9 protein-coding genes and 2 pseudogenes are annotated in these 11,811 nt (G+C 67.9%); 4 read left to right on the forward strand and 7 right to left on the reverse strand.

Features of this window, described 5'->3' with window-relative positions; all coding sequences use genetic code 11:
- The 3 genes and pseudogenes from ACM9NP_RS23525 to guaA form a co-directional block, all read right to left on the reverse strand.
- A pseudogene (locus ACM9NP_RS23525) lies at nucleotides 1–206 on the reverse strand (CDP-alcohol phosphatidyltransferase); the annotation flags it as partial.
- Nucleotides 207–508: 302 nt separating this feature from the next.
- Nucleotides 509–1,438: an NUDIX hydrolase gene (locus ACM9NP_RS23530; protein WP_415648960.1), complete on the reverse strand. Its 930-nt coding sequence runs from the start codon at nucleotides 1,436–1,438 to the stop codon at nucleotides 509–511.
- A gap of 74 nt (nucleotides 1,439–1,512) precedes the next feature.
- Nucleotides 1,513–3,063, reverse strand: a complete 1,551-nt coding sequence (guaA, locus tag ACM9NP_RS23535; RefSeq protein ID WP_415648961.1) for a glutamine-hydrolyzing GMP synthase — start codon at nucleotides 3,061–3,063, stop codon at nucleotides 1,513–1,515.
- Between the two features lie 233 nt (nucleotides 3,064–3,296).
- On the opposite strand from guaA, the gene ACM9NP_RS23540 reads away from it, so the two are divergent.
- The gene (locus tag ACM9NP_RS23540; RefSeq protein WP_415648962.1) at nucleotides 3,297–5,408 is read left to right on the forward strand and encodes an FUSC family protein; all 2,112 of its coding nucleotides are present in this window, start codon (nucleotides 3,297–3,299) and stop codon (nucleotides 5,406–5,408) included.
- 286 nt (nucleotides 5,409–5,694) lie between these two features.
- On the opposite strand, the gene ACM9NP_RS23545 is transcribed toward ACM9NP_RS23540, so the two are convergent.
- The 3 genes from ACM9NP_RS23545 to guaB form a co-directional block, all read right to left on the reverse strand.
- Entirely contained in the window at nucleotides 5,695–6,354 is a 660-nt protein-coding gene (locus tag ACM9NP_RS23545; RefSeq protein WP_415648963.1) for an O-methyltransferase, read from the reverse strand.
- A gap of 174 nt (nucleotides 6,355–6,528) precedes the next feature.
- Nucleotides 6,529–7,653, reverse strand: a complete 1,125-nt coding sequence (locus ACM9NP_RS23550) for a GuaB3 family IMP dehydrogenase-related protein (RefSeq protein ID WP_415648964.1) — start codon at nucleotides 7,651–7,653, stop codon at nucleotides 6,529–6,531.
- 11 nt (nucleotides 7,654–7,664) lie between these two features.
- Nucleotides 7,665–9,206: an IMP dehydrogenase gene (gene guaB, locus ACM9NP_RS23555; RefSeq protein WP_415648965.1), complete on the reverse strand. Its 1,542-nt coding sequence runs from the start codon at nucleotides 9,204–9,206 to the stop codon at nucleotides 7,665–7,667.
- Nucleotides 9,207–9,286: 80 nt separating this feature from the next.
- Here guaB and ACM9NP_RS23560 point away from each other — a divergent pair, with 80 nt between their 5' ends.
- The 3 genes and pseudogenes from ACM9NP_RS23560 to ACM9NP_RS23570 all read left to right on the forward strand — a co-directional run bounded on the left by ACM9NP_RS23560 (nucleotide 9,287) and on the right by ACM9NP_RS23570 (nucleotide 10,609).
- On the forward strand, nucleotides 9,287–9,694 hold the full coding sequence (locus tag ACM9NP_RS23560; RefSeq protein ID WP_415648966.1) for a DUF5319 family protein: 408 nt from the start codon (nucleotides 9,287–9,289) through the stop codon (nucleotides 9,692–9,694).
- 56 nt (nucleotides 9,695–9,750) lie between these two features.
- Nucleotides 9,751–10,074 (forward strand): annotated as a pseudogene (locus ACM9NP_RS23565) (alpha/beta fold hydrolase); the annotation flags it as partial.
- A 70-nt stretch (nucleotides 10,075–10,144) separates the two neighbouring features.
- The gene (locus tag ACM9NP_RS23570) at nucleotides 10,145–10,609 is read left to right on the forward strand and encodes an alpha/beta fold hydrolase (protein ID WP_415648968.1); all 465 of its coding nucleotides are present in this window, start codon (nucleotides 10,145–10,147) and stop codon (nucleotides 10,607–10,609) included.
- Between the two features lie 277 nt (nucleotides 10,610–10,886).
- Here ACM9NP_RS23570 and ACM9NP_RS23575 read toward each other — a convergent pair whose 3' ends face one another.
- Nucleotides 10,887–11,513, reverse strand: a complete 627-nt coding sequence (locus ACM9NP_RS23575; protein WP_415648967.1) for a helix-turn-helix transcriptional regulator — start codon at nucleotides 11,511–11,513, stop codon at nucleotides 10,887–10,889.
- Between the last annotated feature and the right edge of the window lie 298 nt (nucleotides 11,514–11,811).

Consider the following 11,811-nt stretch of genomic DNA (forward strand, 5'->3'; position numbering starts at 1 on the left):
GGGCTGATGGGGGCGTCGACGAGGTCTCCGGGGCCGAGCAGCTCGGTGTCGACACCGCGTCGGCGGAGCGTCCTGATGGGGTGGATCGGACCGATCGTCACCAGGCGCCGCGCGAGGGTGCCGCTGCGGCGTAGCCGATTCAGGCCGCGGCCGGCCGGCCGCGGGCTGTCGTTGACGCGCAGACGCCGCCAAGGGGTCGAGCGCACTTCATCCTCCTCTGGTGGCCGTGGCGTGGTGCGCGTGTACCGGGGTGACACGCTTACGCTGCGGCCTTCTCACGTCGGTGGGGCTCGAACCGGGGGACAACCCTTGGCTCTCAAGCTCACCAACGCTTAGCGCGATGTACACCATTGCACATTCTCTCAGCCTGGCGCTACTCCTGTCACGAGGAGAATTCGGTCATGTGGCTGGTTTATCGACAATTTCCGACAAAAACGCCGTCACTGAGTGTATGTGTCGAGGGAGATGATCGTCAATGGGGTGGCGCGCCTCATGTGTGGCGGGGAGCTCACCAGGTGAGGTCTTCGGCGATCCGCAACGCGTCGCCCAGAGCCGCCGAAACCTTCAACCTGGGCAGGTCGGATCGGTCCCACCAGCGGGATTCGGATGTCGAACCGCCCGCGGTCTCGACGACTCGGGCAGGGCTCGGGTCGGCGACGTGCGCGCGATAGATGGCGCGAACGCCGTGCCAATCGAGCGGGTAGCCCTCGGGGCCGATCGCACGGCGGTGCCGGAACGACGTGACGTCGAGCAGTTCGAGGACTTCGGCCTGTTGACCGGTCTCCTCGGCGATCTCGCGCACGACCGCGTCGGTCGGTTGCTCGCCGAAGTCGACGCCACCGCCGGGCAGGTGCCAGCAGCCCGCCCCCGGGTAGCCGTCGGAGATGCGGGCGAGGAGTACTCGCCCCGAGTCGTCCGTGGTCAGGCCGTACGCGCCGAAGCGCTGGCCCCGGCGTTTCCGCCCGCGTTTGGCCTTGCGCGGCGGGGTCGGCCGAGGGGACTGCTTGGACTTGATCTCCGCGGGCACCGAGACGGCGTGCGAGTCCTCGGGAGTGAGGATCGCGGACACGAACGGGGACATGGGCGTGCCGAGGACATCGGCCGGTTTGACCCATTCGGCGCTCTCGGTCGTCCCGTTGCGTTCCGGACGGAGCCGCCCGCCCGTCACGCGCACGTCGAAGATGACGGCGTTGGTGTGGACGCCCGACACGACCGCCGACATGACGTCGTGGGCTTTGACGACGTCGATCGTCAGACCCGTCTCCTCGGTGAACTCCCGGATGACGGCGTCGCGTGGATTCTCACCGTGCTCGATGCCGCCTCCGGGGAGGAACCAGTGACCGGGAAGAGGTGCCTTGGCCGAGCCTTTCGCGAGGAGGATTCGTCCCGTTTCGTCCCACACCACTCCGTATGCCGCTATGCGGAATGAGGATTGCATCAGCCAAGCGTACGCCCGGCGAAGGCGCATCCACGGTGTGCGTAACAGCGCTCACGGGCACCCACGGGCACCCGTCACTCCCACTCGATCGTCCCGGGAGGCTTGCTCGTCACGTCGAGCGCGACCCGGTTGACCTCGGGTACCTCGTTGGTGATTCGGGTGGAGATCTTGGCGAGGAGTTCGTACGGAAGCCGGGACCAGTCCGCCGTCATGGCGTCCTCACTGGACACTGGGCGGAGGACCACGGGGTGACCGTAGGTCCGTCCGTCGCCCGCGACACCGACCGAACGCACGTCCGCCAACAGCACGACCGGGAACTGCCACACGGACCGGTCGAGACCGGCGGCCGCGAGTTCGGCGCGGGCGATCGCGTCCGCCGCGCGCAGGATCTCGAGCCGTTCCGCCGTGACCTCGCCGATGATGCGGATACCGAGACCGGGACCGGGGAACGGGTGACGCCACACCATCGCCTCCGGCAGGCCCAGTTCGAGACCGATCCGACGCACCTCGTCCTTGAACAGGTTGCGCAAGGGCTCGACGAGCGTGAACTGCAGGTCGTCGGGGAGGCCGCCCACGTTGTGGTGCGACTTGATGTTCGCGGTGCCGGTGCCGCCGCCGGATTCGACGACGTCGGGGTACAGCGTCCCCTGGACGAGGAACTCGATCGGCGCGATCGCGTCGACCTCGCGAGCCGCCGCCTCGAACACGCGAATGAACTCGCGGCCGATGATCTTGCGCTTGGTCTCGGGGTCGGTCTGCCCGGCGAGCGCGGTCAGGAAACGGTCGCGCGCGTCCACGACCTTCAGGTTGATGCCGGTCGCCGTAACGTAGTCCTTTTCGACCTGCTCGGCCTCACCCGCTCGCAGGAGACCGTGGTCGACGAAGACGCAGGTCAACTGGTCGCCTACGGCACGGTGCACGAGCGCGGCGGCCACGGACGAGTCGACGCCGCCGGACAACGCGCACAGGACGCGCTTGTCGCCGACACGGGCGCGGATCGCGGCGACCTGGTCCTCGATGACGTTGCTCATCGTCCAGTCGGGGGTGATCCCGGCGATGTCGTAGAGGAAGTGCCGCAGTACGGCCTGCCCGTGGGGCGTGTGCGCGACCTCGGGGTGGAACTGGACGCCGGCGAGATGACGGGACGCGTCCTCGAAAGCGGCGATAGGGGCGCCGGCGGTCGCGGCGGTCGCGGTGAACCCCTCCGGCGCGACCGATACGCAGTCCGTGTGGCTCATCCACACCGACTGCTGCTCGGGAAGGCCGGCCATCAGCGCGCCCGGCTCGGAGACGGTCATCGTCGTACCGCCGAACTCGCGCAGACCGGTCGGTTCGACCGTCCCGCCAAGCGCGACCGCCATCGCCTGAAATCCGTAGCAGATACCGAGGACCGGGACACCCGCCTCGAACAGGGCGGCCTCGGGTCGAGGCGTGTCGTCGGAGTTCACGCTGGACGGACCGCCGGACAGGATGATCGCGGCCGGGTCCTTCGCGAGAATCTCCGCCGTCGGCATCGACGACGGAACGATCTCGGAGTAGACGTGGGCGTCACGTACCCGACGGGCGATGAGTTGCGCGTACTGCGCGCCATAGTCGACAACTAGAACCGGCCGAGGCATCGTCATGGAATTAACTTTAGGTGCTGGTCAACGCGCCGCCGATAACGGGAGCCCCCTGACATGGCGCAGCGCATAGGCTTCGCCACGGAAGCCGCGCGCTCGCTCCGCCGTCCCGCCGACGCGTCGCGACAACGCCCGTCGCCGACACGCGGGCGCCGAACCCCTCGTCGATTCGTTTCTGTCGATATGATCGGCGCCGTGTCGTGCCGAAACCCGTCTTCCCGCCCACAGAGCCGCTAGTGACCCTGTCGGCGCCCGCGCGGCATATCGGCGGTTCGATCCTCGAATGGAAGCCTGAACACGCCGAACCGATCCATGCGATTCGCGCCGCGTCGGGCATCACCGCAGTCCTCGTCGCGAGCCTCGTCCTACGGTTCGACTCCGGCCTCGCGGCGGCGACCGCCATGGGCGCCTGGTCGGCGGGAATGGCCCTGTTGATCCCCGAGGTGCGTCCGCGCCCGTCCCTTCCGATCCTCGTCGCCACGGCCATCGGTGTGGCGATCCTCTTCGGCGGCCTCTCGGCCCCGTCGCCGATGGCGACCCTGCTGGTGTCGACCGGGTGGGCGTGGCTGATGGCGTACATCGGCGCGCTCGGTTCCGCCGTCGCCGCCGCCACGACCGCCTGCGGCGTCGCGCTCGTGCTCGCGCCCGTGTTCACCACGGACGTGTCACCCGTGACCGCAGCGCTCGGAGCGGTCGCCGGGGGCATCGTCCAGGCCATAGCCGCGCTGCTGCCGCCCTGGCGCCGGATGCTGCCCGAACGCATGGCCCTCGCGGAGGCGTACCGCGCGCTCGCGGAGGATGCGCGAGCCCTCGCCGACAACATGAACACGCCACTGGCGACACAGAAGCTCGTGGACGTGCGAGAGGTCGTCGGTGAAAGGCGCACCGTCCCACAACCGCTGCGCGAGGCCATCAGTCAGTTGTACGAGCTGCGCGCCGCCATCGTCGCCGTCGCCGCCGCGCGAGCGAGACTCGTCGGCGATCACCCGACGACCGCGCGACACATCGCGCGAGTCCTCCGCAGCACCTCGACCGCGCTCGACACGATGGCCGAACGCGTCGCACGACTGCGCGACACGGATCGCGACTGGGAGGAACAACTGTCGGAGGCGATCGACGCGGCCCCCGACCCTCCCGAGGAGGCGGACGAGGAGGTTCCGGTGCCGCACGTGATCGCGGGGCAGGAGATCCGACGTCTGCATCGCGCGCTGCACCACGCGTCCCGGCTGGCCGAGCGGGTCGCCGAGGGCGAGCCGGCGACCAGGATCGTGTCGCGCCGCGTGCGGGTGCGGACCCGGATCTCCGAGGACTGGGAGACGCTGCGGACCTACCTCGACATGAACTCCCCCGCGATGCGGCACGCCCTGCGGGCAGCCGCGACCATCGCCGTCGCGACCGGCATCACGATCGCGTGGCCCGAGGACCATAGTCACTGGGTCGCGTTGACGGCGTGGATCACGTTGCGGTCCGACTTCGCGTCCACCATCGGACGCGGTGTTCAGCGGATTCTCGGCACCGCGATCGGGGCGACGATCGCGGGCGTATTGTCCTATGTGGTATCCGATGATCCTGAATGGACTGCGGCCGCGGTCGGGTTGTTCGCCTTCGCCGGATACCTGACGATGCCGGTGTCGTTCTTCGTGTTCTCGGCCGTCGTGGCTGGGTTCGCGCTGTTCCAGATCGACCTGGCCGGGGCGTCCCCGGTGGCGGCCGCGTGGGATCGGGGCATCGCGACCCTCGTGGGCGGTGGACTGGCACTGGCCTTCTTCGCGTTGTGGCCGACGTGGCAGACCCGTCGACTTCCCGACCTGCTCGCCGAGCTCATCGACGCCTACGGCGCGTATGCGCGTGTCGTCTTGAGCGCGCAGGCGTATCCGTCCGAGATGAACGAACGGCGTCTACGCGAAACCGTCGACGCGATCCGACTCGCCCGCTCACAGCTCAGCGCGGCGGCCGAGCAGGCATCGGTCGAACCCGTTCGCGGCGATCGGCCGCAGAGCGTCGACGTCCAGGACGCGGAGGAGGCACTGTCGCGCGCGGCCCGCGCCCTCATCGTGTTGGAGGGCAACGCCCGCCACGAGAAGGACGGGGCGGAACTGCCGGGGGTGGCGGAATTCGGGGCGGCGGTCGGAGCGGCCTACGAGCGGCTCGCGGAACGGGTCAGGACCGGCACTTCGTCCGTTCACATCGACCTCGATGAGGCGCTCGACGAGCTCGACAGTTCCGTCACCGATGGGGACGCGGGGACGCGCAGGCGACGCCGCGTCCTCGACTGGGAGACCGACATCCTGACGGAGGCGCTCAAGGACACGGCGCTCATCATCGACAGCTGGAGCTCGGACGACTAGACCACGCCGGCTTGCACGCTCCCGACAGGCATGCCACAAACCGACATTGACCTGCGGATTCGCGGCGAATGAGCCGGGCGGGGACGGGACCGTGAACCGCGCCCGTCGATGGAGCCTCCCGGACTCAGGGGCCTCCGGCCTCCTCCCCAAGGTCGACGTTACTCTCGCGAGCTGAAGCCACGCTTAAGGCCGCTGAATTCCCTTCAGAGAGCCATGATCCCGACAGATCATTCAACGAAGTTCAGCCATCATGGAGTGTCCATGATGGCTGATGATCGGGCGCGGGTCAGAGCTTGCGGGCCAGCGTCAAACCGTCGCCGACCGGCAACATCACGACCTCCATCCGGTCGTCGGCCGCCGCGAGGTCGTTGAACGCCCGCACCGCGTCGACATTGCCACCGGACTCCGACGGGTCGACGACCCGCCCACCCCACAACACGTTGTCGACGGCGATCAGTCCGCCGGGAACCATGCGCGGAACGAGCTCCTCCCAGTAAACCGAGTACGAGGGCTTGTCGGCGTCGATGAAGGCGAAATCGAGGTGCGGCTCGGTCGGGAAGGCCCGCAACGACTCCAACGCCGGGCCGAGCCGGAGTTCGATCTTGTCGGACTGACCGTCCCGCTCCCAGAACCGCCGGGCGATCGACGTGTACTCATCGGACACATCGAGACAGATCAGCTTCCCGTCGGCTGGCAGGCCACGGGCGATGGCGAGAGAGGACATACCGGTGAACGTGCCGACCTCGACGGCCGAGCGCGCGCCGATCAGTTTCACCAGCAAGGTCGTGAACGCGGCCTGGTCCGGGCCGATCTGCATGCCGGCCTGCTGCGGCAACGCGGCGTACGTCTCGTCGACGAGTTCGGTCAACACCGCGTCGGGAGGAGTCCCGTGCGAGACGACGTATTCGTGGAGGGCATCGGACAGGCGGATCGAGTGACGGCTCATGGCCACCAATCCTATGCCGCGATGTGGCGAGCGCGAGCCACCCGAACGGGGAAAGATCGCCGAACGCCGAGAGGCCGTCTCGAAATCCCGTCCTCCCGGGCGGTGATCCAGGTTCTCGCCTGGTCGCCGTGCTGAGCGGTGGGTTCGAGACGGCCTCTCGGCCGACCGTCGCGTTTACGACAGGGTCAGGTCGACCTTCTGGAACTCCTTGACGTTCGAGTAGCCGCACTTGGCCATGGACCGGCGCAGGCCGCCGAACAGGTTCACGGTGCCATCCGGGATCGCGGCCGGGCCGTAAAGGAGGGTCTCCATGGAGACGCGCTCCTCGTCGACGTCGGTTCCGCTCGAGTAGTTGCCGCGTGGGAGCTTCGGGTGGCTCGCCGCCGAGTGCCACCATGCGCCACCCGCCGGTGCGGCGTCGCACTCGCGCAATGGTTCGCCGATCATGACCGCGTCGGCGCCGCACGCGATCGCCTTGGCGATGTCGCCGCTGGTGTGGATGTCACCGTCGGCGATGAGGTGGACGTAACGCCCGCCCGTCTCGTCGAGGTAGTCACGCCGGGCGGCGGCGGCGTCGGCGATGGCCGATGCCATGGGCACGGCGATTCCGAGGACGTCGTGCGTCGTCGACCACCAGTCGGCCCCGACGCCGACGATGACACCGGCGGCGCCGGTCCGCATCAGGTGCAGCGCGGTCATGTAGTTCGTGCAGCCGCCGACGACGACCGGCAGGTCCAGGTCGGCGATGAACTCCTTGAGGTTCAGGGGTTCGTCCTGAACGGACACGTGCTCGGCGGAGACGATGGTGCCCTGGATGACGAGGACGTCGACGCCCGCGTCCAGGATCACCGGCGACAGCGCGATCGTGTGCTGCGGTGACACCCGCAGCGCGACGGTCGCGCCGGAGTCGCGGATCTCCTTGACGCGCTGGGCGATCAGCTCGGGCTTGATCGGCTCGGAGTACATCTGTTGGAGCCGAGCCGTCGAGCCGCCCTTGAAGTCCAAGTCGGACAATTCGGCCAGCAGCGGGGTCGGATCCTCGTAGCGGCACCACAGCCCTTCGGCGTTGAGCACGCCGAGGCCGCCGAGCCGTCCGAGCTCTCCCGCCGTCTTCGGGCTCATCGTCGCGTCGGACGGGTGCGCCACGCACGGAATCTCAAACTGGTAGGCGTCCAGCTGCCATGCCGTCGACACGTCGTCGACGTCGCGGGTTCGCCTACTGGGACGCAAGGACACGTCCTGCAAGTTGTAACCGCTGTGTGCGGTCTTGCCTCGTCCGATCTCCACCACGTCACGCACGCGTTGAGCTCCTATCTGGAGTGGTAGTTGGGTGCCTCGACGGTCATCTGGATGTCGTGCGGGTGGCTCTCCTTGAGACCCGCGGCGGTAATGCGCACCAGACGCGCACGTTCGTGCAGCGCGTCGATGGTACCCGCGCCGCAGTATCCCATCGCCGCGCGCAACCCGCCGACGAGTTGGTGGGTTACCTGCGACAGCGTGCCGCGATACGGCACCTGCCCTTCGACGCCCTCCGGGACGAGTTTGTCGTCGGTGGCGACGCCCTCTTGAAAGTAGCGGTCCTTGGAGTAGGAACGACCCTGGCCTCGCGTCTGCATCGCGCCCAGGGATCCCATGCCGCGGTATGACTTGAACTGCTTGCCGTTGATGAAGACGAGCTCCCCCGGGCTCTCCTCGCAGCCGGCGAACAACTGGCCGAGCATGACCGTGTGCGCGCCCGCAGCGATCGCCTTCGCGACGTCGCCGGAGTACTGGATGCCGCCGTCACCGATGACGGGTACGCCGTGCGGACGGGCCGCGCGCGTCGCGTCCATGATCGCGCTGATCTGCGGGGCGCCGACACCGGCGACGACGCGGGTCGTGCAGATCGCGCCGGGACCGATGCCGACCTTGACGGCGTCGGCGCCGGCCTCGATGAGGGCTTGGGCGCCCTCGGCGGTGGCGATGTTGCCGCCGATGATGTCGACGCGGTCCCCGAAGTCCTTGTTGATCCGGGCGATCATGTCGAGGACGTTGCGACTGTGGCCGTGCGACGAGTCCACGACGAGGACGTCGGCGCCGGCCTCGACGAGCAGGCCCGCGCGGGTGTACGCCTCGTCGCCCACGCCGACGGCCGCGGCGACCCGAAGGCGACCGTTGTCGTCCTTGGACGCGTTCGGGTACTGCTCGCGCTTGGTGAAGTCCTTGACGGTGATCAGGCCGCGCAGCTTGTTGTGCTCGTCGACCAGCGGCAATTTCTCGACCTTGTGGCGCTTCAACAGCGCCATCGCCTCCTCCGAGGAGACCCCGACGGACGCCGTGTGCAGCGGCATCCGGGTCATGACCTGCTCGACCTTGACCGACATGTCGTTCTCGAAACGCATGTCGCGGTTGGTGACGATGCCGACGAGCGTCCCCGTCTCGTCCACGACCGGCACCCCGGAGATGCGGTAGCGGGCGCAGATCGCGTCTGCTTCGGCGAGCGTCGCGCCGATCTCGATCGTGATCGGGTCGGCGACCATGCCCGCTTCGGACCGCTTGACGACGTCGACCTGCTGTGCCTGGCCTTCGGCGGAGAGGTTGCGGTGCAGTACACCGATACCGCCCTGCCGTGCCATCGCGATCGCCATGCGCGACTCGGTGACCGTGTCCATTCCGGCCGAGACGAGCGGCATGCTCAGGCGAACGTTCCGCGTCAGCTGGGTGGACGTGTCCACACCTGCCGGCACCACGTCCGACTCCCCCGGAAGCAGTAGCACGTCGTCGAATGTCAGCCCGAGCGGAATCGGATGCACCGCCCCCGCCGGAACGGTCACGTCGCCACGTGAAGTATCGAAATCCCCTGTAAACGCCATCTACATATTCTAGGTACGTGTTTGCCGCCACCCGTCAGATGGCCCTGCACGCCGGGCGTTCGGAACGATAGGCTGGACGCGTGCGAGACGAGCCACAAGACCCATTCCCCGAAGACCCGGACGGCGACTGGCCCGGTCTCGAACACCACGAGCCCCTGTCGGAAAGCGAACGGGCCGAACTGATCGACGACCTTGGGAGTCTCGAATCGTTCCAACGGGTCCTCGAACCGACCGGTGTCCGGGGGCTCGTCGTCGAATGTCCGGACTGTAACGAACCGCACTACTTCGAGTGGGGTCTGCTCCGCAACAACCTCACGCACGTCCTCGGTGACAACTCGCCCCGAATCCACGAACCGGCGTACGACCCGAACCCCGACGACTATGTGACGTGGGATTACGCGCGCGGCTACACCGACTGTTGGCAGGACATCTACGGCGACGATCCCGTTGACGACGATTCGGCCGACGACGTGACGGTCGAGGACTGACCGCCGCGCTCCGCATCCACGGAGCGCGCACCACGACGATCGTCACACTCAGTCGCATGACAACGGAAACGTTCTCCGTCAATGGCGTACGACTGTTCGTCCGACGGCTGCCGGGGCCGTCGGGCACCGAGCCGCCGCTGGTGGCGATTCACGGTGGTCCCAGTTGGGACCACAGTTACCTCCTTCCGGGCCTACGCCCCATCGCCTCCCACCGAACGGTGATCGCCTTCGATCTGCGCGGGTGCGGACGCAGCAGCCGCGACCTTCCAATCGATGCGTACCAGCCCGAACACCTCGTCGCCGACCTCGTGGCGCTCCTCGACCATCTGGGGCTCGACCACGTGGATCTTCTCGGGTTCTCCACGGGCGGCCAGGTCGCCCAGTTGTTCGTTCGCGACCACCCCGGGCGGGTGCGACGCCTGGTACTCGCGTCGACCACCGCCTACGGCGATGTCGGCGACCTCCTCACCTGTTGGGACGAGTACGAGCGGCGGGCGGCGATGGTCTCACCACAGCCACCCGAACTCGACGACCTTCAATGGACTGAGCATCGCGCGTTCAGCGGCGCCCCCACGGCGATCTGGAACCTCGACCGCCGCGCCGAGTACAAAACTCTTCTGTCGAACGTTCTGTTCTCCGGAGATCGGCTCGCGCCGTGGCGGCGCGGTCTGCTGCGTCCGTGGCGCCCCGCGGGACCCGCCGGCCGTGCTGCGCGCCTTCGGTCGCCCAGTGCTCATCGTGCACGGCGAGCACGACATGGGCTTCCCGGTGGAGCTCGCGCGTCGACTCCACCGGGCCGTCCCGCACAGCACGCTGGCGGTGATCCCTCACGGGGGCCACATGGTTCAGTTCGAGCGCCCAGACGACTGGGCGCGGCATATCGTCGCGTTTCTCGCCTTCGACGAGAAGGATTGACAGCGGCCCGGACCGTGTCACCCACCATTTAGGAGTTCGAACGGCGCCGCCACCCGGTCCGGAACCCGATGGCGCCGCTCGATCTCTGCCCCAACGGTACCGAGACGACCTGAAGCCACCCTGAATCCAGCTGAAGCGCCGTTCAGGTACGGCGGGCATTCCTTGCGAGGCAAGGTGAAGGGCCTGAGCGCTGCTACCGCTCAGGCCCTTCCTCCACCGCCCCACCCAGAAATCGGGCCGATTCCCGTCGTTCGACCCGACGTTCGGCCTCACCGCGTCACTGGACGATCCCCCCGCGGAACGCCTCAGCAACGGCGTGAGCCCGGTCTCGAGCGCCGAGTTTCCGGAACAGCCGACGCGCGTGCGTCTTCACAGTGTCCTCGGACACGAACAGGTCCCGGCCGATCTCCGCGTTGCTCTTGCCCTCACTCATCCCCCGCAGCACCTGGAGCTCCCGCTCCGTCAAACCGCGTGGCCCACGCTGACGCGGCAGCGCCGACGCGTTCGTGGCGGCCCCGGCGACGACCCTTCGACGTGGACAGACCAGCATGATCGCCTGAGTCAGGGCCACAACGAGGTCCTCCGTCGTCTCACCGCCTCTGACGACTCCCCGAGCACCCACCGCGACCGAGGCGGCGGCGCACCTTGGGTCCATTGTGCCCACTAGCACTACGGCGGTCTTGGGCGACTTCGCGAGCACGGCACGTGTGAACTGGACCGGATCAGGCCGGGTCAAGCTCACATCGGCAAGTACGACGTCCACTTGCCTCGATCGGAGGCCGAGCATGACCTCCTCGGTACTCGCTGCGGCACGCACTACCTGCGCCAAGCCCAATCGGGCTGCGCAGGCGGCGATACGCTGCGCCGCCTCCGGGCTTTTGACACTCACTAGAACGGTTTTCACGCGACCTCACCTTTCCGCAACGATCGAGGAGTACCCCTCACCCGATGAGAGTCGGCCATGACGCGACTATGACGCGAAAGCGCGAAATATTTCGGAGAAACTTGACAACCGGCGATCCATGGTCCATGAAACAGCCATGAAAGGCTCAATGTCCGTCCACTGTCGTTCCCGTCGCGACACAGAACGGTTCCCCCGCCCCCGCGCGTCAACCCCGCCCGCCCGGCGCTTCACCCGGTGGTACCCCACGATGATCGACATTACTCCGACTTCAGGCGTGAGCCCCGGCACGACGCGGGGC

This window comes from Stackebrandtia soli, from assembly GCF_965137155.1.
GTDB classification, from domain to species: Bacteria; Actinomycetota; Actinomycetes; order Mycobacteriales; family Micromonosporaceae; genus Stackebrandtia; species Stackebrandtia soli.